A 19,705-nucleotide genomic window follows, 5' to 3' on the forward strand; every position below is an offset into this window, starting at 1 on the left:
AATACCTCTGATTATAAAATGTTAAAAACGTCAACAATATTGATAGAAAATGAATAAGGAGAGTTTTGTATGAACGGCGAACAGCTGACAGCAGTCTACAGAAACAACAATGATGAGATTATTTCATTCCAGACATCCGGAGGACGGATCATTTCTTATCGTAAAGCACTATTGGAGGCTGAAGAAGGCTTGATTGAGGGTATTCAAATTTACGAACACGAAGATGGTTCTATGTATCTAAATCCTTCCTATGCGTCATCTTTTGATGATTTCCCCAGCTTCTATTAAAACAGTAACAGTACATGAAAAAACCTGACGCAAAGCAGTCAGGTTTTTACTGTTCTTCTTCATTTTTACGCTGGATTTCCCTCAGCACTCCAATGCGGCTTTCATCTTCTTCAAAAAACTGAACCAGGTCGCCAACCCTGTCGATGGCATCCCAGCTCAGGTGATGTTCAATGCCTTCCACATCTTCATAAATATTTTCTTCTTTGACTCCAATAATACGCAGGAGCTGTTCTAAAAGTTCATGCCGATATACAAGCCTCTTGCCGATTTTTTTCCCTTTTGGCGTTAAAATAAGCCCTCGGTATTTTTCATAAACAAGATACTCATCTTTATCAAGCTTCTGAACCATTTTTGTCACAGAAGAGGGATGTACAGCGAGAGCCTCGGCAATATCAGAAACTCTGGCATATCCTTTGTCTTCGATTAACATATATATTTGTTCAATGTAATCTTCCATACTTGGTGTTGGCATTACACAACCTCCTGCCAATTAGAAAAGCGCAAGCGCCTTGCCCACAAAGGAACGCAGACTAAGAACGCCACGTCCTGTGGCAACGTCTGCATGACCCGCATCCTGCGGGCCTCAAGCACAAGACGAGCCTCTCAGAAAGGCGTTTTTTGCCTTTTTGGGAGGATTGCCCGAAATGTGGAGGCTTATGACCCCGAGTCCCTAGGAGCCGAAACAAGACAAGCTTGTGACCTCGAGGGGGTAGGCGCTGGAGCTAGACAATTCTCAAAATTCAAAGAAATAAATTCAAATATTAGAAAAGCGCAGAGCGCATGTTCACTTTATATCTTTCATAAATAAATATAGGACTTTAACGATTTTACTACAGTTGGAAAATAGAGACAAGGAAAGATGCTGCAGCAGGCAAAATCAGGTCTTTTGCGGGAAGAGAAATTTGACTCTGTTCTCCTGTCGGTCCCAGGTTAATTTAGCTGAAAATGTTTTATCCTTTCCTTTGCTTGTAAAACCTTCAACTAATTCTGTTTCCCCATCCTTCAATAGCTGTTTGATCAGTTTCTGAGTCATCGTCTTGCCCATAATGCTTTTGGAAATAGTGAAAGTGCATTTTGTTTTATTATAATTGGAGCAGCCATAAAAGCTCCCCTTATCAACAACTTTACCATCACACAGCATGCATTTGCCCAGATTGGCTGCTCTTTTTTGCTTGAATTTCCCAGGCGTGAACCCCTCTTTATCTTCCTCAGAGAATGTCCACTTTCCCGCATGTTCAATGGAGGCGGAAATCAAATGGCCTACCATTTTATTGGTTTGCTCCATGAATTGTTTGGGGGATGCCTGACCATCCGAAATATCCTTCAGCCGCTGTTCCCATTTGGCTGTCATTTCTGGAGAAGCCAGTATTTCTGTGCCTATTGCTTCTATCAGGATTTTTGCTTTGGAGTTTGCATATACAAGATTCTTCTTAATATCAATGTATTTGCGCTCCTTCAGCATTGTGATGATTCCCGCCCTTGTAGCTTCCGTTCCGAGGCCTTCCGTCTTCATAAGGACCTTCTCAAGTTCCTTATCTTCGATTTGCTTCCCGGCCGTTTTCATCAGTGTTATCAGTTGCCCTTCAGTATACCTTTTTGGCGGCTGGGTTTTGCTTTCTTTTACATCCGCCTTTAAAACTGTACCTTGATCACCAGCCTGCAATAACGGCAGAATCGGTTCCTTCTCCTTCTCCTGCTGCGGAATCACTTTTCTCCAGCCTTCTTCAAGCTGTACTTTTCCCTTGGATAAAAACAAAGCTCTTCCATCTGCAAGGGTCTTAATAGTTGTATATTCTGTTACAGCTTTTCCATAATGTGCAGCTATTAAGCTCCTTACGATCAGGTCATAGAGAATTTTTTCATCCGAAGATAATTTTACAAGGTCGGGCACCTGCTCGGTCGGAATAATGGCATAGTGATCAGTTACCTTTTTATCATTCACATACCGTTTATTCTGCAAAATCGAGCTTGAAGGCAAAGGGAAAAATTCCTTATACTCATCTTTTGTTTCCATTTTTCTGAGGATCTCCGGAAACATTTCGGCTTCTCCTTCTGTTACATGCCTGGAATCAGAACGAGGATATGAAACGATTCCTTTTTGATAAAGCTTCTGCAATACATCAAGTGTTTTTTTTGGCGGAAATTTGAATCTGCGGTTGGCTTCTGCCTGCAATGCAGAAAGGTTATAAAGCATCGGCGGCAGGAATTCTTTTTTTTCGGCCTGCACATCTTCTACCTGTGCATCTTTGTCCCTGCAGAATGCCGCAATCTTTTCGGCAAGCTCCTTCGTCTTAATTCTTGATTCCCCATCTTTTTCCCACTTGCCGGTATATTTTTTCCCGTTTACTTTAAACTGTGCATCTACTTCCCAGAAAGGTTCGGAAACAAAATTCTGGATTTCCATTTCTCTTTTTACGATTAAAGCTAAAGTGGGAGTCTGAACCCTTCCTGCTGAAAAAACATCCGAGAAGCCTTTCTGCTGCAGAAGAAGACTGTATAATCGTGAAGCATTCATGCCAACAATCCAGTCGGCACATGCTCTCGTATAGGCTTCATAATATAAGTTCCTTGTGTCACTTTCATCCAGCAGGGCAAGAAATCCTTCCCTTATGGATTTAGGTGTCAAGGAAGAGATCCAGAGTCTTTTCATGGGCACTCTGGTACCGGTAAGCCTTAGAATATTCCGGATGATAAGCTCGCCTTCCCTCCCTGCATCACCAGCATGGATAATTTCTGTTAAATTAGGATTAGAAGCAAGCTGTTTGATTATATTAAATTGTTTTGCTTTATCCTTTGTTACTTCATATTGAAATTGCTCCGGAATTATGGGCAATGTATCCAATGACCATTTTTTCCAATCCTTCTTGTATTTCTCAGGGGCAGACAGCTGGCATAGGTGGCCTATAGCCCAAGTAACATGAGCCCCTTGGGGAAATATATCGTTCGGAAGGATCTCAATATATCCCTGGTGTTTCTTCATTTTAAAAATAGAAGCCAGCGTCATACCCTGATCGGGTTTTTCCGCGATTATCAGTTTCATACTTTAGCTCCCTTTGCATTGTAGAACAAATTGTAGACATCTATTTTAATATTAACCTAAAAATTTAGCAAAGGGAGTTAAAATACCTATATAGTTATGAAATTTTTTAAAACAATCGTGTTCTGCTAAGCAAAACAAAAGAAGAACCCCCTGACAGGATTCTCCTCCGTTACTTATCTTTTTAGAATAAAGCTTGTTTGTGAAGGCACTTCAATTGTTTTTGACTGATATATCTTTAGGGTTCTTATCCCTGCCTGTTTTCCGTCTGCAAGCAAATGCCAAGGGCCCTTGCCTGGAAGTGTTATTTTGGCTGGTTCTGTATTTGCATTATGGATTACAACAATCTCTTTCGCTCTATCTTTTAGGCCTTTTGCATCCAGTCTATAAGCCACCGTATTATCCGGGGCATCAATAAATTCAAGCTTTGATTGAATATCCTCAGCTGTTGTCATTCTAAACGATTTATAATGCTTTCTGAGTTTAATCAGACCTTTAAAATAGTCAACTTCCCCGCTGAAATCAGTTCGGCGGTCCCAGTCTAACTGATTTACACTGTCAGGGGATTTATAGCTGTTGTGATCCCCGTATTTTGTCCGCATGAATTCCTGGCCTGCATGAATAAAGCTGACTCCTTGGGATGTCAGTATAATGGAAGATGCTAGTTTATGCATTTTCTTTCTTGATTCCTCCGCTGCATCTGGATTGGTCAGTTCAAGCTTATCCCAAAGAGTGTGATTATCATGTGCCTCAGCATATGTAACCGCCTGCTCAGGATCTTTGTATGTGGCCATTGTACCCGGATAATCCAAGCCTGCTGCAATTCCTTGCTGAACAAAGGTTTCCATGCCTTGCTTGCCATTTACAAAACCTTTATCCAGTTCATCAAACACACTGCCTTTTAAACCATCCCGGATGCCATCGTTGAAATGGCCAATACCAGGCATATCTTCGGCATTTTTCTGATTTGCCTTCCTTTCAGCTGCCAGTGGTGTGTTTAAATCCCATCCCTCCCCAATGATAATGATAGTAGGGTCAATTTTATCCAATGCCTTTCTTACTTTATTCATTGTTTCAGTGTCATGAATGCCCATCAGATCAAAGCGGAATCCATCAAGATTGTATTCTTCAGCCCAATAGGCAACAGAGTCGACAATAAATTTCTGCATCATTTTTCTTTCCGAAGCTGTATCATTGCCGACTCCTGTGCCATTGGCAAGTGTTCCATCTTCGTTATAGCGGAAATAGTAGCCTGGAACAAGCTTATGGAAACTAGATTCATTCACTGCAAACACATGATTATAAACAACATCCATTACAACCCGCAGCTGCTCGTTATGGTATTCCTGAATCATTGTCTTCAATTCCGTAATTCTTGCAGCTGGATCATAAGGATCAGTAGAATACGAGCCTTCCGGCACATTATAGTTTTTAGGATCATAGCCCCAGTTATATTGTGGTTCGTCCAGTTTGGTTTCATCAACTGTCCGGTAGTCATAAATCGGAAGGAACTGAACATGTGTGACTCCAAGATCTTTTATATGATTTAAACCTGTTTTTGCTCCTTTTGAATTTAAAGTGCTTTTCTCAGCAGCCCCAAGGAACTTCCCCTTATGCTTAATACCGCTGTTCTCATGAATCGAAAGGTCCCGTATATGAACTTCATAAATGATGGAGTCCTCTGGATTTTTTAACTTCGGCTTCTGTTTATTCCACTTTTTAGGGTCGGTTGAATCCAGATCCATTACAACGCCCTTGTCGCCATTCACTGTTACAGCCCGGACATAGGGATCAGTCGCTTCTGTCCATTCCCCTCCGATTTTAACTCTATAATTGTAAATCAGTCCATTTTGATTACCTTTTAGAACAGTTGTCCACGTTCCTTTTTCACCTCTTTTAAGAGGAAGTTCTTCAGCGGTCTGATCATCCCAGCTGTCATAAAGCACTATCGATGCTTCACTTGCTGTAGGGGCCCAAAGCCTGAAGGAGGTTTGATTTTTCGTATACTGATTTCCCAGCTTCCCATTATAATAGAAAGCATCATCAAATTCCTTTGATCTGATAATATCCCCAATCTTCACCTCTGCCTCTCCGAATGAAACTGCAGAGATTTTATATGATTGCCTGAAATCTAGTTTTTCTTCTGTTATCACTCTTACTTTATTTGTAAAATCCTTTTCCTCGTCCCCGTCATAAGGGACAACTTCTTTAATATCGGCATTGTCAATTTCAATTATGGATTCCCAATCCTTCCACCGGAAAGGAAAATTGGTTTCAAGCGTAATCTGATTAAAAGTATCCATAGAAGCATTCACTATTTTTGGATCTTTTTCAATAAACGCTGGATTGTAATAAATTCTTTCTGTTCCCTGAACAATCCATACTTCTGCATTCCCATTTTCATCGAACTTTGTAATAAAGCGATCACCAAATTCCTTGCCTGCCCAGTCATTTCCTTCCATGCTCTTCCTGACTATAAATCCGGCCTTTTTCATACCTTCCGGATTTTCAAGCTCAAATTCAGCAACTTTCCCAAAATCATCTACTGATGTAAAATCAACTCTTTTGCCATCCTTGCCTTCTGGCCAAGTCCATAAATTCCAGCCTTCATAATTACCGTCATATCGAAAGTAGTGGAGTTTTACCTTCACCCTTTCAAATGCTGGAAAGTCCCTGTACTCACCATCAGGCGGTGATGTATATGTATGTTCATCGCCTGCTTTCACCCATACTTCATCAATGCCGCTCTGTACATTGATGAATCGGTCTCCCCCATCCTTCTCCCAGCTGTCAGTGCGGACAATAAATCCAACTTCATCATGGATTCCCGGGAGTACAATCTCTGCAGTAAGTCCAAATTCATCTTCACCAGTAAATTCAAAAACCTGACCTTCGCCATCTTTAGGCCATACCCATAAATTCCAATCCTTTGTGCTGCCTTCTGCAGGCTGATAATGGATAGTGACTGCTGTAGTCTGACCGAGCCCTTGTTGTGTTGTTTTTTCGGCCGATGCAATCGTTTGCATAAATGGGGATAAAAAATTGGATGCCGCCATTATTATAGCTGCGGCCAGAAAAATAAACTGTTTATACCCTTTCAATCTAAGTCCTCCTTTATAAATTATTTAAAGATTCCTGCAATTATATATTAATCCAAAAAGGAAAGCGTTTGCATAAGGCGGAAGACTCTGTGATTTTTTACCTATTAAACCTATTCACAATAAGAATAGCGCAAGCGCCTTCCCCACCCCCGGCAAGCACAAGACGAGCCTCACGGAAAGGCGTTCTTTGCCTTTTTGGGAGGGTTGTCCGTAATGTGGAGGCGACTGCCTAGGGACGACAAGCACAAGACGAGCCCTGCAAGAAGGTGTTCTTTCCTTCTGGAAGGGATTGACAAGTCTTTCGTCCCTAGGAGCCGCAACTAGACAGACTTGTGACCTCGAGGGGGTAGGCTGCTTGCGCTAGACAGTTATCGAGGTACAAAATTTTATACTTTTTTATCTCTCAAAAAAAAATCGGCTTTTGCCGATCATTCTTTTCGATAGCGCTTTAATGTCAGATTTTTTTGGATGTACCATTTATTTTCTGTGACAATGTTGGAAACCGTCAAAATCATGGATGGTATTTTTTCAACATTAAATACTATGATGCCTAATTGGTCATTCATAATAATAAAAGACTCTCCATGCGAGTATAGAGGGAGGTCCTTGCCAAGCTGCAGGATTGAGCTGATGATGGCCTGCTTTTCTTCCGCTTCCATTTGGATGTTGGGTGAAAACCTCAAGATCCAATCTTGATTCTCAATGGAAAACCGATACATTTTCCTCACCCTTTGGCAACAAGATAATTATTAATTAATATGAGAAAATCTATAATTTATGATATCAAAACACTGAGTAACCATTGCATTACACTCTCAAATTAACAAAAGTTAAAATATTTAAAATATTTTAATGTTTTTTGTAAAAAAGCGTTTCAATTCCTTGACGGAAAGTGCCCATTCGTGTATATTATAATCATCATTTAACAGAATATATTTCCGTTATTAGATAAAATATCTGCTCTATGTTTTGTTAGGTGGTAATATTCATCTAAGGCACAAGATGTGTCTTGACAGGCTTAGGAGGAAAAGTAAACATGCAAAACGGTAAAGTAAAATGGTTCAACAATGAAAAAGGTTTCGGTTTCATCGAAGTAGAAGGCGGAGACGATGTATTCGTACACTTCACTGCTATCCAAGGTGATGGTTTCAAATCTTTAGAAGAAGGCCAGGAAGTTTCTTTTGAAATCGTTGAAGGAAACCGCGGACCTCAAGCTGCAAACGTTGTAAAATTATAATTCAAATATAACGATTATAAGGCTGGCATCTGCCAGCCTTTTATTTTCGTCCATTATTTATGAAAGTTTGCTGCCAATTGATTTAATTTTCTCACCTACTGTACACTCTTTAATGCAAAATCGATGGGCATATCTGCGCCCTCTTTCCTCTTTATGGTGTTTATGAAGGAAGCAGTCTTTGCAGTAACTGATCATCAGCTCCTCCACTTCATTAATAATTTCCTTCCTGCTCAAACGATTCACGCCTTCCTTTTACCCAATTATATGATTTGCATTTTGCTGTTAATAAACTTCCTCTGCAGTGCCTGACCGGCCAATTTATCTGCTTCTTTGTTTTCATTGCGCGGAATGGGTCTATACCTTGGCAGGATACCAAGCTTTTTTATTTTTTCTTCAATACGGTCAAGCCAGCGGTTTAAATTTTCTTCATAACATGGCCATTCACCTTCAAGCTGTTTCAATACTACCTGGGAATCCCCTTTGAATTCACAAGTCATATGATGAACGCCCATTTCTTCGAGCAGGCTGAGAGCGTAATAAATGGCCGCATATTCTGCCTCATTATTATTATCCATCTCATCAAAGAGCTCATTTGCCCGCACACGGTACTTTTTTTTGCCCTGTTTAAAATATATTACTGCACCGAGACCAGCCTGACTGGTTTCATTATTAAATCCGCCATCAAAAAATACGGTAATATCATGAGGATCCTCTTCCACTTCCATTAGAAGCTTTCTCATTTCTTTTGTGCTCCATGAAGTGCCGGCTTCATCATAATAAATTACTTCTTTGCCCTTCCCTGATTTTTCAATATCTTCTCCAATCTGTAATGCTGATTCACCGTCAATCCAATCTGAAGTAAATAATATATCCTCATTTCCTTTAAGTTTATATTTCCATTCCAATTTATATTTCATAAAGGTCAGCCTTTCTGTACTTTATTAGCTGGTCATCATTATTAGAACTGTTTGCAATAGTTGAACTTATTATACTTTACTCAGTTTATTACTAAATGAGTATATTTCAAGGTATAATGGTCAATGACAATTTTATATCTCCTGCGGTTCGCAAACTCCCGCATTAACAAAACTAGGAGGAATATGATGTTTAATGAATGGTTTGGTTTGCTCTTTGCAATTATTAATTTCACATTAGTATTGGCTATGTACCGCCTCTTCGGAAAGACTGGTTTATTCGTATGGATTGGCTTCTCAACTGTTATGGCCAATCTTCAAGTTGTAAAAACCATAGAAATGTTCGGCCTGACGGCTACTTTAGGTAACGCTATGTACGGTACCGCTTTTCTCGTTACGGATATCCTAAATGAAAAGTACGGAAAAGAAGAAGCAAAAAAAGCTGTATGGCTTGGTTTCTTTACTCTTCTGTCCATGACTCTCATCATGCAGATGGTATTATTATTTAAACCGCATGAAACAGATTTTGCACAGGAACCCCTCAGCACTCTTTTTTCGATTCTGCCGCGGATTGCTGCCGGAAGTCTCGCTGCCTATTTAGTCAGCCAATTTACGGATGTTTATATCTTTACCTATTTAAAAAAGAAATTTCCAAAGGATGGCCAATTTTGGATCAGAAATAATGGCAGCACCATGATCAGCCAGCTTTTGGATACCCTTGTTTTTACTAGCATTGCTTTTCTCGGTGTATTTCCCATGGAGGAATGGATTCAAATTTTCATCACAACTTATTTGCTGAAATTTATAGTAGCTATACTTGATACCCCGTTTGGCTATATAGCTAAACGTTTTCCAGTAAAAGATTAGGATGCCGTTTTGGTATCCTTTTCTTTATCGCAGTCTAACGTGCATTAAGCCCCCCCAATTCAAGACTCAGAGGTATCAATGGAGGATAAGTGGGGGATAAAGCCCCCCACTGATTGAAGTTTCACTTTATCGATTATTTTTATGATAAACTACATTTAGTTTACCCCATAATGCTGTTAAAATCAGGAGGCTGTTTAATTGATTGAAGTATATATCGATGGAGCAAGTGCCGGAAACCCAGGTCCAAGCGGCGCAGGCATATTCATTAAAAATAATGGCCAAGTTGAACGCTATTCCATTCCGTTAGGAAATATAGAAAATCACGAAGCCGAATACCGCGCATTTATTCATGCTCTGGAAATATGCATAGAAAAGGGATACAAATCAGTTTCCTTTCGAACGGATTCACAGCTCGTTAACCGAGCCGTTGAAAAGGAATTCGTTAAAAATAAAAAGTTTGTTCCCTTGCTTGAAAATGCTTTGGAGCTTACAAGACAATTTGATTTGTTTTTTATGAAGTGGGTGCCAAGCTCCGAAAACAAAGGAGCAGATGAATTGGCCAGAGCTGCCATCCGCAAAAATAGAACGAAAGGTCAAAAAGGATATGAATAGACCGGTTATATTTGCAGATGTAAGCCTCTTGCTGGTTGCCTTTGTGTGGGGAACCACCTTTGTGCTTGTACAAAACGCCATTGCTTTTCTTGAGCCATTTTCTTTTAATGGCGTGCGCTTTTTCATTGCCGCTTTCCTGCTGGGAGGCTGGCTTGTTATTTTTGAAAAAGAACAGTTAAGGAAAATAAACAAAAAGCTTTTGATTTCTGGAGTTATTATGGGCTTGTTTTTATTTATAGGCTATGCTTTCCAGACAATCGGACTTCTTTATACAACATCTTCAAAAGCTGGCTTTATTACGGGGTTAAGTGTAGTAATGGTCCCTGTCTTTTCTTTTATGCTTTTAAAAATTAAGCCAGGGTTCAATGCCATTATAGGCGTATCAATTGCAACAGCGGGATTGTATTTGCTTACAATGACTGATAAAGTCTCGCTAAATATAGGTGATGCCTATGTATTAATCTGTGCAGTCGGTTTTGCCCTTCATATTATATTCACTGGGAAATACAGCAGCAAATATCCAGCCCTGCTATTAACAGTTATACAAGTAGGGACCGTGGCAATACTATCAGGGATTTTTGCGTTTTTCACAGAAAATTGGCAGCAGGCATTTGAAACCGGAGTCTTACTTAAGACTAATGTGGTGACTGCTCTGATTGTAACTTCACTATTTGCTACCGCGATCGCATTTTTTGCACAGACGGCATTTCAAAAATACACAACACCTACTAGAGTAGCCCTGATCTTTGCCATGGAACCTGTGTTTGCAGCCGCTGCGGGATTTATGTGGGCGAATGAGAGACTTTCCTTTAGTGCCCTGACTGGCTGTCTGCTTATTTTCGCAGGAATGGTTTTTGCAGAAATTCCTGCAAAGAAAACCTTATCGATCTTTAGGAAAAAAGCAGCTTAATAAATTGAAAAGGCGTGTTCTTATTAAAGTCACGCCTTTTAAATGATTGCTTTTTCTTTTACAAATTTTATTGCTTCCCGCCTGCTGGTAATATTCTTTGAAACCAATGTTTCAAGCAAAGATACGTAAAAACTGCCGTCAAATGATTTCTGCGCCTTTAATGTAAGTTCTATTGCTGCATTGGCAAGCTCGTCTGAAGCATTGGTATAATTTTTGCCAAAGTAAATGAAGCCAACCGCGTCTTCCCGAAATTGAAAACCTTTACTTTGCAAAAAGTGCAAATACTCTTCAACTGTCTTCATTTTACTTACCCTCTTCCCCTGCTCCCTTTGCGTTCTCCTAAATCTTACTTGATTTTTCGACAATTATCTACCTTTTTTCTGCATGAAGCAGGGGTGTTGCAAGCTCATTTATTTCTTCTTAGTTAGAAGGTAGCCAAGTGTTCCGGTTAATACACCGAGAAGAGCTCCGCCCAATACTTCTGCTGGCTGGTGGCCGAGCATTTCCTTCAGTTTCTTTGGACCTTCCTCCTCAAACTTTACTGTTTCATCTTTGTGAATTTTATCAACCAGCTCACCAAGGCTGTTTACCTTTAAGGTTAGCTCACCGGTCTGGCGCCTGATTCCCTGGGCATCATACATAACGATCAGGCCATAAACCAGCGATAAAGCAAAGTCGACCGTCGGCACACCACGCTTTAAAGCAATAAAAGTAGTTAAAGAAGAAACACCTGCCGAATGAGAACTTGGCATGCCCCCTGTCTGGAAAAATAAATCCGGGCGAAGTTCCCCCTTTTTCACATAATGGATGGGGATTTTCAGGCCCTGTGCCAGCCCTATACTTAAAAGAGCGATATAAACTCCCTTATTCATAACAACTCACCTCTTCTTTATTGTGAAGTATGCAGACTTTTATTATTCCTCCTTCAAATGTTAAATAGGCTTGTATTCATGGAGTAATTAAACCCCAAGACAGAAGAAAAATTCACCGCATCAGTTGCTAAATTGTACCCTCGATAGACATGATTAAAACCCGAAGACTTTAACAATAATAAGGTTATCAATGGAGAAATTGCTGACTGGGGAGGTGAATAAGATGAGCAAAAACGGACATACAAACAGAGGAAAAAAAGCACCTGCCGTAAACCCTCAAGGATACGGGCAGGATGCTGAATTTTCAGAAGAGCCTAAAAGCAAGCTGGAGGATGCAGCGAAGAAGAAGAATACTAAATAATGCTTGGATGGCCGCCTTTGGCGGCTTTTATTATTTATGGGGAATATTGGGTCTAAGAGGACAGCCATAAAAAAAACCCCAGGCAGCAGCCTGGAGTCACTATTATGCATATTCCTTTTTTATATCAAGAAATTTGTGAAGTCCGCGGAATTCGATTTCAGTGAATTTCTCCATGACCTTTTCCCGGTTCATTGTGAATTGTGCCAGGTCGAGAGGGCATTCAACTGGTACATCGCATTTTATTTCGGCGAGCTGTCTGCTCAAGTGCAGCATTTCAAGATCCTGTTCGATCTTGGCACGCTGTCCTTTTGTAAGCTGTTCCAGGTTTTCCAGTACCCCTTCAATATGCTCAAATTGCTGCAGCAGCTTCAGCGCTGTTTTTTCGCCAATCCCTTTTACTCCGGGATAATTATCACTGGTATCTCCCATGAAGGCTTTCAAATCGATCATTTGCTTTGGTGTTATTCCCTTTTCTTCATAAAAAGTTTCCGTCGTATGCACAAGATAATTGCCGTAGCCTTTTTGCAGCAAAATAACAGAGATATTGTCATCCAGAAGCTGCAGTATATCCTGATCGCCAGTAAGAATCAGAACTTCCGCTTCCTGGCTTGCTTTTCTTGCAATGGTGCCAATGCAGTCATCGGCTTCGTATCCTTCAAGGCCAATATTAGGCACATCAAAAGCTTCAACAACTTCTTTTACCAGATCGAATTGAGGCACAAGTTCAATCGGAGCTTGAGGACGGTTTGCTTTATAGGCATCAAACATTTCCGTACGGAAGGTTTTGCTTCCCATATCCCAGCATACAGCCACATGAGTCGGGTTAAAGGAAGAAACAGCGGTTAAAAAGTGTTTAACAAACCCGTGAACTCCATTTGTAGGTATTCCTTTTGAATTTATCATAAATTGACCGGACATGGCTGTTGCAAAATATGCCCTGAACAGCAGAGCCATGCCATCAACCAGCAGCAGTGAAGATTTGTTCTCGTTCATTTTTCCGCCTCCCGATTATAATCATAACAACTATTATAACATGGGAAACTCTCGGTTTCTCTTGAAAAGTTTGACAGCCTTATTCTGTTTCCCTTATTAACTCAACTCCATGTTCTTCCAGTTCATAGTAAGTAGCGATTCGCGCCTTACGGATATTATTATTTATAGGATACGCATATGTAGTTCCATCTTTAAAGGTAAAGATTAATTCATCATCAGACATAACACCCATTTTGTTTATGACTGTTTGCCTGGCTTGTTTGATTTCCTGCCAATTATAATGCTTCTCCTTCAAACCGAATAATGTATTAAAATGGACACCATTCTTATCAATATAGTGGTAATAATCAAAACTGAGAATCACAGTAGCCATTGAAAATAAAAAACATGCTCCTGTTATACATTTCGCAATCCTGCCGAATTTTTCAGCACTGTGCATCCAAACCCCCGCTAAGATAAAAACCCCCATCGATGCCAAAGCTATGCTAAATGTAACATAAGCGTCTTTAGGCGCTTCGAAAACCCAGGTCCCTTCAGGCCTGTAAAATTGCGCCTGGAATGGTGAAAGCAGGAATATAGGAATAAAAATTGCTGACAATATTAGGATGATTGCAGTTGTTACCAATATTTGTTTTGTATCAGTCCTTTGTTTTTTTGTGATCGTGTAGCCCGAAGTATTCATTTAACCCCTCCATTTTCAAAAACTATTAAACTTTTTAAATTATATAATAATTTCAACAGTAAAAAAATCCCTTTTTTAAAAAGGGACTTTTCTATTTTTCGACAGTTTCTATTTTATTCCTTTCATAAGATATCCAATCACTGAAGCTTCCAGCATATAATTTAACATTAGGAAAACCAGCTTCCTTTAATGCCAGGAAATTAGGTGCTGCTGTTACCCCTGATCCGCAATAAACAATTACTGGTTTATTCTTATCAATGTCCGCAAACCGTTTTTCCTGTTCCTCTGCTTCTTTAAACCTGCCATTTTTATACGCTTCAAACCAAACTCTATTGATTGCTCCCGGGATATGGCCGGCTTTTTTATCAATGGGCTCTTCCAGTCCCAGGTATCTCTTTTCCTCTCTGGAATCAACTATGACAGCAGTATCCTGATTATCGGTAAATTCTTTAACTTCTTCGTATGAAGCAAATATGTCAGGCTGCAGTTCGATTTTGAAGTCAGCCTGCCCAAAGCGTGGGACCTTATTATTCAAAGGATAGGCGCTTTCAGCCCATTCTTTATATCCACCGTTCAATACATAAACTTTATCATGTCCCAAATACCTTAGAAGCCACCAGAACCTTGCAGCAAAAGCCCCTTCTCCTCCATCATAGGCAATTACTGTAGTATCTCTGCTGATTCCTGCTTTCTCAAGTACTTCTCTAAATTGAGAGGGATCTGGAAGCGGGTGCCGGCCCCCATGCTCTTTCACAGGGCCTGACAGATCCTTCTCTAAATCAAAATGCACGGCATTGGGAATATGGCTGAGATTATATAAGCTGCGCCCTTCTTCAGGTGACCCAAGTTTAAAGCGGCAGTCGGCAATTCGGATATTGGGATCATCCAGTTTGGTTAATACCCATTCCTTTTCTACATGATACTTCATTTAAGGTTCTCCCCTTTCCTCTTTTTCATCAGGCGTTTTATATGTTCCTTTGGAGTCCAGCAGTTAAATTGATAGTCAGGTTTCGTTTCATAGCCCAGTCTGCTGCAAAAATAAACCATTCCTTCTTTACGCTTTTCAGGCTGGAAGTTTACGCAGGTTGCACATGCATGAAAAGAATTTTTCTCCATAGCTCTCCCTTTTCTTCTCAGAATGATTTTAAACTTTCAACAGTTCCCAAAGCCATTCATTCAGTCCGGATACTTTGCCTTTTCCTTTAGGCATTAATTCACCGGCTGTATAGAGTACTTCCCTTTCTGACTCAAGTGTCTCAGCTATTTGATTTGCTAAATGCTCCTGAATAAGAACCCCACTTTGTTTTGCATTTGCCAGGGTCTGATAAAAGCGTGTAATGTCATCCTCTTCCTTTATGCAAAAGAGACCTGTATACAAAAAGTCTCCGTTTATATTGCTTTGCTGAATCAGCTGCCTTGAAATTAGGCAGGCTCTTACCGCCTGGATTAGCAGTTTCTGTTTCTTAATTGTAAATCCCTCTTTTTTTGCCGCTTCCCCAAGATTACGTGAAAATAGCAGGGTGTAATGCTGGAATAACTTATATCGTGAGAACTCTTTTTCCGCGATACTCCTTAGCCTATTGGAGAAGTCATCCTTATCCTTGTAGATGATGGGAGAGTATGCCCATTCAAATATACTTGGATTGGATTTTTGCATAAGGTCAAATGCTTTAAAAATATCCCAGCCGTGCGCATCATAAGGGGTATCTGCATCAATAACCTCGTTTGCACGTTCAAGGGAAAGATATGCTTTCAGATCCTTATGTTTAAAGATGAAGCGGATATCATAATCTGATTCCGCATCATCTGTCCCCCAGGCCCTGCTTCCTGCTTCACATGCAAAAAGGATGTCAATATTGTATTTTTCTTCAGCAGCGGAAAGCCATTTTTCCATACGAAAAGCAGCAACCTTTCAATACCTATTATTCGTAATGTGCAATGTTCCTCTCAATTTCTTTCAGCTCTTCAATTGGGAAATCATCTTTTAATGCAGCCGTAATTCCTTCATAATATTCGCTGCTCTGTTCAATCAGCGAATTGAGCAGCCGCTCAAATTCAGCCGTCAGCAGGCTGCTGTAATGGAATTTCAGTCTGGTGCTTTCAGCTTGCAGATAACGGTCTGCAGGTTCCTGCAGATTCTTCTCCAGTTCATCCGCTAGCTGCTTGCGTTCATTCTTTTCAAAAAATGCTTTCGGATTTTTAAAGTAGGATAGAGCTTTTTTAAATTGATTCGGGTCTTCGTTGGAAAATGCTGAATCAAATTCAATACTTTCCATTTTTAATGGCTCATATGAGCTAAAAGACAAATCACTGTTCACATTGGCGGCTTTTTTAGAAATAGTCTCCTGCTGCTGGCCGATCAGCTTGGAAATATAGGCTTCAAGCCTCAATGTTGTTGCGCGAAGCTCCTGGGCAAAGTCAAACCCGAAGCTTGCAAGGAATTCTTCAAGAGCGATTTTAAGCATTTTCTTTAAGTTCCGTCCATCATCCTTCAGGACTGAAGGGTTGAAAGCCTCCTTAACAAAGTCGAAGAAACGCAGAAATACTCTTTGCTTAATGTAAAAAACAAGCTCATCCGTTTCCTGTTCAAGCCTTTGGGACAGCAGTTCGGATTTTTGTCCACGGATAATCTCTGTAACCGTTTGATGCTCTTCCTCAAGCAGTTTCAGCTTTTCAAACCTGACTTCTTTATTTTCCTGTGAGGAAGAAATGTAGGTCCTCAGCTGGGCTAAAAGGCGCCTCCACTCTGTTTCTGCTGATGAAATGGAAATATTCAGCAGGTCTTGATTTATAAAGGAGTAAAAGCTTTTTTCAAATGAGCTGATATTGGAAACTTCCTCTTTGCTGCTATCCAGCTTCTCTGCCAGAGCTTGGAGGCTTGAAATGCCAGACAGATGCGGCCGGCGGATTCCGTATTGCACCAGCTGCTCTTCAACGTATTCCAGTACTGAATCCTTTTCTTCTTCATTATTGGCAAGGTCAATGGCATTGACGATAAAGAACATTTTATCAAGGGAGAAGGTGTCCTTAACCCTTCCCAGCTGAATAAGAAACTCTCTATCGGCTTTTGAAAAGGCATGATTATAATAAGTTACAAAAAGGATTGCATCCGAGTTTTTTATATATTCAAATGCTACCCCGGTATGCCTCGCATTAATCGAATCTGCCCCAGGTGTGTCAACCAGGGTAATTCCCTGCCTTGTCAGTTCACAATCAAAGTAAACCTCTATAGTCTCAACGAAGCATGATTTTTCCTCATTGGCTACATAATCCCCAAACTCCTCCAAATCAGCTTTTATGACTTTCCCAAGCTGATCCGTAAAGAAATCAAAACCTCTCAAAAATGCATTAAGGAATGCAAAGTGTGTCTTTTCATTAGCATCGAAATCCTGGTTTTCCCCAGTGATCTTCTTAATCGCTGCAGCAGCATCGCCGAAGTTTCCTGCAGAATAATCAAAGAACTTCAATGAATGATTGATATCATTTAAGAGAGTCTGTGAATCCTTTACTTTTACAAGAACGGTTCCATGCGCATTTTCAGCCGTAACAGGCTTAATTTTGTTAATTGCAGCTGTTGTCGGATTTGGTGAAACCGGAAGCAATTTATTCCCGATTAAAGCGTTGGCAAAGGAGGACTTCCCTGCACTAAATGCACCAAAAAGGGCAACTGTGAATTCTTTGCTCTCAAGCCTTGATGCTTTGTCTGCCAAATCAGCTGCAAGCTTTCTGAAACCTGGGATATCTTTTACTGCATTAGCGGTGAATTGAAGCTTTTCTATAACAGGCTGAACGGAAACCGCAGGAACAGTTTCCCCTGTCTGCTCTTCCTCGTCAGATTTTTCAGGTTTCTTGAGGATCTCTTCCTTCTCAATTTGATCTTCATGCTGAAAAACAACTTCAGCTTCATCGACATCTTCTGCTGCAAGCATTTTGGCTTGCTCTTGAAACTCATCATGAGCAAAGTCACCTGCCAGATAGACTTTCATCTCGGCAGATGCCTTAATTACTTTTTCATTGAGAGCTTTAATTGCGCTAAGGGCTTCAGCATAGGCAGTAAGCTTGCGAATTTCATTTACCAGTACCGTCTGATCCTGGATGTTATTATCTTCAAGCGCTTTCAGAAGTGCATTTTTCAAGAAAGCTGCGTTCTTTTTGGCAATTCTCTTTACAGCCTCTGCGGTGTCGTTCGTATACTGAAGTACATAATCTCCTGAAACCATAGCGCCGGATTTTACTGTTTCAGCTAACACGGCTGGTTCAAAGGAAATCTTGAAGCTCTGAACTTGTGCAAGAATTTCTGAGTCATGGATATTATGCTGCTTGAACTGCTGTAAAAACAGCTCTTTTATATGCCACTCCAGCTGAGACTTAACCTTTTCGGAAAAATCCTGATAGAAGCGGTCAAGACGCACTGACCTTTCCTGCTCCGTTTTCTGTTTGCTGAAAAATAGGCCAATTTTAAACGAAGGCTGGCACGACTCAAGATAAGATTCAGCGAGTTCCCTCGTCTGGAAAGGCATTAAATAAGCGTTTTTTAGAATCTCATCTATCTTTCCGGTTAACTCAATATCAGCTTCATGTAAGGAAGACTTTAGCTTATTCAACTGATTCTCTAACTCTTGCAGCCTGTTTCCGAGCTGATCCCGTTCATCCTGATCTAATTCAGACAGTTTTTCTTCCCATTTATCTTTTTCAGCTGCATGAGCGTCTCCTAAAAATGCCAGATGATCCTCTGTTAATTTCTTTAAAGAATTAAAAACGGACTGGGGCAAAAGCTCTTCACGGTTATCAATGCTGCTGTTAATAAAATTCTGAAGTGCCTTAAAATCATTTGCCTGGTGATTTTCGTCTTTTAATGTGGTGTAAAAAATCTGCGCAGGCTTTACTCCCCAGGATGCAAATGATTCCTTTACGCTTTCTTTAAATTGTTCAAAGCTGAGTTCTTCATCCCGATGTTTATCAATTTGATTGATAACAAGATAAACTTCTTTTCCTGCAGCCGTCAGTTCTTTTGTAAAAAGAAAATTTAATTCCGACTGGACATGGTTATAATCCATAACATAAAAAATGAGGTCAGCCAAATGAAGAGCAGATTCAGTAGCAATTCTATGCGCATCATCTGTAGAATCGATTCCAGGTGTATCCATAATTACTGCCTTCTTGGGCAAACTGGTGGCAGAATGGCTTATTTCAATGGAATGAATGGAATCTCCGTCCTTGCAATAGGATTTTACCTGTCCATAATCATACGGAGCAGGATAAAGCCTCGGCTTTCCTTCCTTAAAAATAACTTTTGCATAATCTTCCTCACCAGATTTGACTTTTACCAGATTGGCACTGGTTGGAATCGGCGAGGAAGGTAGAAGGTCCTCTCCTGCAAGCTTGTTAATCATGCTCGATTTCCCGGCGGAAAAATGTCCGCAAAAAGCGATGGCAAATTCCTGGTCTCTTAGCTTAATTAAGAGATCTTTAGCTCTTTTAGCTGTCTGGCTATCCCCATTTCTCTGGGCGAAAGTATATATAGCAGTTATTCTGTTCATTAATTCAGTTTGCTGCAATCCTGGTTGCAAAATCGTATCAGCCATTTCCATTAATCCCCTTGTAACTTTAATTTACTTCCTATTTTAAATGATTTTCGTTTATTTTCCTATATAGGACAGTTTATTCTTTGATTTTTCTAATATTTATCAGCAGCATGCTTTTATTCTATGTTCATTTGCTTATATCTTCGCATGCGTTAAAAAAAACAAAAACCAGGCCTCTGCCTGGTTTCAAAAAATACTATTATCTTGTATGTGGTTTAGCTACGTTATTTAAAACATGTTTCATAA

The 19,705-nt window shown here is 40.2% G+C and carries 20 protein-coding genes; 6 read left to right on the plus strand and 14 right to left on the minus strand.

All coding sequences use genetic code 11. The features are described 5' to 3' along the window. Positions 1-69: 69 nt before the first annotated feature. Positions 70-288, plus strand: a complete 219-nt coding sequence (locus tag JI665_RS06735; protein WP_206838036.1) for a DUF3892 domain-containing protein — start codon at positions 70-72, stop codon at positions 286-288. A gap of 46 nt (positions 289-334) precedes the next feature. Here the strand turns inward: JI665_RS06735 and mntR are convergent, their stop codons facing one another. The 4 genes from mntR to JI665_RS06755 form a co-directional block, all read right to left on the minus strand. Further along, positions 335-760, minus strand: a complete 426-nt coding sequence (gene mntR / locus JI665_RS06740) for a transcriptional regulator MntR (RefSeq protein ID WP_206838039.1) — start codon at positions 758-760, stop codon at positions 335-337. 405 nt (positions 761-1,165) lie between these two features. Further along, a complete protein-coding gene (locus tag JI665_RS06745; protein ID WP_206838042.1) occupies positions 1,166-3,328 on the minus strand; it encodes a DNA topoisomerase III in 2,163 nt (720 codons plus the stop codon). A 173-nt stretch (positions 3,329-3,501) separates the two neighbouring features. Further along, the gene (gene pulA, locus JI665_RS06750; protein ID WP_312886148.1) at positions 3,502-6,426 is read right to left on the minus strand and encodes a type I pullulanase; all 2,925 of its coding nucleotides are present in this window, start codon (positions 6,424-6,426) and stop codon (positions 3,502-3,504) included. Between the two features lie 428 nt (positions 6,427-6,854). After that, positions 6,855-7,145, minus strand: a complete 291-nt coding sequence (locus JI665_RS06755) for a hypothetical protein (RefSeq protein ID WP_206838044.1) — start codon at positions 7,143-7,145, stop codon at positions 6,855-6,857. 317 nt (positions 7,146-7,462) lie between these two features. Here JI665_RS06755 and cspD point away from each other — a divergent pair, with 317 nt between their 5' ends. Beyond that, on the plus strand, positions 7,463-7,663 hold the full coding sequence (gene cspD / locus JI665_RS06760; protein ID WP_009791749.1) for a cold-shock protein CspD: 201 nt from the start codon (positions 7,463-7,465) through the stop codon (positions 7,661-7,663). Positions 7,664-7,720: 57 nt separating this feature from the next. On the opposite strand, the gene JI665_RS06765 is transcribed toward cspD, so the two are convergent. Beyond that, entirely contained in the window at positions 7,721-7,897 is a 177-nt protein-coding gene (locus JI665_RS06765) for a zinc-finger domain-containing protein (RefSeq protein ID WP_206838045.1), read from the minus strand. Between the two features lie 26 nt (positions 7,898-7,923). Next, the gene (locus JI665_RS06770) at positions 7,924-8,580 is read right to left on the minus strand and encodes a reverse transcriptase-like protein (protein ID WP_206838047.1); all 657 of its coding nucleotides are present in this window, start codon (positions 8,578-8,580) and stop codon (positions 7,924-7,926) included. A gap of 186 nt (positions 8,581-8,766) precedes the next feature. Here JI665_RS06770 and JI665_RS06775 point away from each other — a divergent pair, with 186 nt between their 5' ends. From JI665_RS06775 to JI665_RS06785, 3 genes are all read left to right on the plus strand, one after another. Next, positions 8,767-9,444, plus strand: a complete 678-nt coding sequence (locus JI665_RS06775; RefSeq protein WP_206838049.1) for a queuosine precursor transporter — start codon at positions 8,767-8,769, stop codon at positions 9,442-9,444. Positions 9,445-9,642: 198 nt separating this feature from the next. Further along, complete coding sequence (locus JI665_RS06780; RefSeq protein ID WP_206838051.1) at positions 9,643-10,056, plus strand: reverse transcriptase-like protein; 414 nt, start codon at positions 9,643-9,645, stop codon at positions 10,054-10,056. Next, positions 10,049-10,966, plus strand: coding sequence for a DMT family transporter (locus JI665_RS06785; protein ID WP_206838053.1), 918 nt, complete (start codon positions 10,049-10,051; stop codon positions 10,964-10,966). The genes JI665_RS06780 and JI665_RS06785 overlap by 8 nt, the downstream gene beginning before the upstream one ends. Before the next feature lie 38 nt (positions 10,967-11,004). Here JI665_RS06785 and JI665_RS06790 read toward each other — a convergent pair whose 3' ends face one another. Together JI665_RS06790 and JI665_RS06795 are read right to left on the minus strand one after the other, a co-directional pair. Further along, positions 11,005-11,268, minus strand: coding sequence for a DUF6123 family protein (locus JI665_RS06790; protein ID WP_206838057.1), 264 nt, complete (start codon positions 11,266-11,268; stop codon positions 11,005-11,007). Positions 11,269-11,376: 108 nt separating this feature from the next. After that, positions 11,377-11,838 carry a divergent PAP2 family protein gene (locus tag JI665_RS06795; protein ID WP_009332661.1) on the minus strand — a complete coding sequence of 154 codons (462 nt, stop codon included), beginning with the start codon at positions 11,836-11,838 and terminating at the stop codon, positions 11,377-11,379. Positions 11,839-12,061: 223 nt separating this feature from the next. Here JI665_RS06795 and sspL point away from each other — a divergent pair, with 223 nt between their 5' ends. Beyond that, positions 12,062-12,199, plus strand: a complete 138-nt coding sequence (gene sspL / locus JI665_RS06800; protein ID WP_206838059.1) for a small, acid-soluble spore protein L — start codon at positions 12,062-12,064, stop codon at positions 12,197-12,199. Positions 12,200-12,301: 102 nt separating this feature from the next. Here the strand turns inward: sspL and JI665_RS06805 are convergent, their stop codons facing one another. From JI665_RS06805 to JI665_RS06830, 6 genes are all read right to left on the minus strand, one after another. Then, positions 12,302-13,192, minus strand: coding sequence for a 5'-3' exonuclease (locus tag JI665_RS06805; RefSeq protein ID WP_206838063.1), 891 nt, complete (start codon positions 13,190-13,192; stop codon positions 12,302-12,304). A 79-nt stretch (positions 13,193-13,271) separates the two neighbouring features. Continuing rightward, positions 13,272-13,874: a hypothetical protein gene (locus JI665_RS06810; protein ID WP_206838066.1), complete on the minus strand. Its 603-nt coding sequence runs from the start codon at positions 13,872-13,874 to the stop codon at positions 13,272-13,274. 91 nt (positions 13,875-13,965) lie between these two features. Beyond that, positions 13,966-14,802, minus strand: coding sequence for a sulfurtransferase (locus tag JI665_RS06815; RefSeq protein WP_206838068.1), 837 nt, complete (start codon positions 14,800-14,802; stop codon positions 13,966-13,968). Next, a complete protein-coding gene (locus tag JI665_RS06820) occupies positions 14,799-14,990 on the minus strand; it encodes a hypothetical protein (protein ID WP_206838071.1) in 192 nt (63 codons plus the stop codon). Before JI665_RS06820 ends, JI665_RS06815 begins: the two co-directional genes overlap by 4 nt. A 28-nt stretch (positions 14,991-15,018) precedes the next feature. After that, a complete protein-coding gene (locus JI665_RS06825) occupies positions 15,019-15,768 on the minus strand; it encodes a nucleotidyltransferase domain-containing protein (RefSeq protein WP_206838073.1) in 750 nt (249 codons plus the stop codon). Positions 15,769-15,796: 28 nt separating this feature from the next. Continuing rightward, on the minus strand, positions 15,797-19,459 hold the full coding sequence (locus JI665_RS06830) for a dynamin family protein (protein ID WP_206838076.1): 3,663 nt from the start codon (positions 19,457-19,459) through the stop codon (positions 15,797-15,799). Positions 19,460-19,705: the final 246 nt, after the last annotated feature.

The sequence above is a fragment of the Bacillus sp. NTK034 genome (assembly GCF_017303275.1).
GTDB lineage: Bacteria > Bacillota > Bacilli > Bacillales > Cytobacillaceae > Cytobacillus.

Excerpts from the sequence above, each read along its gene's own strand:
- JI665_RS06735 (WP_206838036.1), top strand. The coding sequence starts at position 70 with ATGAACGGCGAACAGCTGACAGCAGTCTACAGAAACAACAATGATGAG.
- mntR (WP_206838039.1), bottom strand. The coding sequence starts at position 760 with ATGCCAACACCAAGTATGGAAGATTACATTGAACAAATATATATGTTA.
- JI665_RS06745 (WP_206838042.1), bottom strand. The coding sequence starts at position 3,328 with ATGAAACTGATAATCGCGGAAAAACCCGATCAGGGTATGACGCTGGCT.
- JI665_RS06755 (WP_206838044.1), bottom strand. The coding sequence starts at position 7,145 with ATGTATCGGTTTTCCATTGAGAATCAAGATTGGATCTTGAGGTTTTCA.
- cspD (WP_009791749.1), top strand. The coding sequence starts at position 7,463 with ATGCAAAACGGTAAAGTAAAATGGTTCAACAATGAAAAAGGTTTCGGT.
- JI665_RS06770 (WP_206838047.1), bottom strand. The coding sequence starts at position 8,580 with ATGAAATATAAATTGGAATGGAAATATAAACTTAAAGGAAATGAGGAT.
- JI665_RS06775 (WP_206838049.1), top strand. The coding sequence starts at position 8,767 with ATGTTTAATGAATGGTTTGGTTTGCTCTTTGCAATTATTAATTTCACA.
- JI665_RS06785 (WP_206838053.1), top strand. The coding sequence starts at position 10,049 with ATGAATAGACCGGTTATATTTGCAGATGTAAGCCTCTTGCTGGTTGCC.
- JI665_RS06790 (WP_206838057.1), bottom strand. The coding sequence starts at position 11,268 with ATGAAGACAGTTGAAGAGTATTTGCACTTTTTGCAAAGTAAAGGTTTT.
- JI665_RS06795 (WP_009332661.1), bottom strand. The coding sequence starts at position 11,838 with ATGAATAAGGGAGTTTATATCGCTCTTTTAAGTATAGGGCTGGCACAG.
- sspL (WP_206838059.1), top strand. The coding sequence starts at position 12,062 with ATGAGCAAAAACGGACATACAAACAGAGGAAAAAAAGCACCTGCCGTA.
- JI665_RS06805 (WP_206838063.1), bottom strand. The coding sequence starts at position 13,192 with ATGAACGAGAACAAATCTTCACTGCTGCTGGTTGATGGCATGGCTCTG.
- JI665_RS06810 (WP_206838066.1), bottom strand. The coding sequence starts at position 13,874 with ATGAATACTTCGGGCTACACGATCACAAAAAAACAAAGGACTGATACA.
- JI665_RS06815 (WP_206838068.1), bottom strand. The coding sequence starts at position 14,802 with ATGAAGTATCATGTAGAAAAGGAATGGGTATTAACCAAACTGGATGAT.
- JI665_RS06820 (WP_206838071.1), bottom strand. The coding sequence starts at position 14,990 with ATGGAGAAAAATTCTTTTCATGCATGTGCAACCTGCGTAAACTTCCAG.
- JI665_RS06825 (WP_206838073.1), bottom strand. The coding sequence starts at position 15,768 with ATGGAAAAATGGCTTTCCGCTGCTGAAGAAAAATACAATATTGACATC.
- JI665_RS06830 (WP_206838076.1), bottom strand. The coding sequence starts at position 19,459 with ATGGCTGATACGATTTTGCAACCAGGATTGCAGCAAACTGAATTAATG.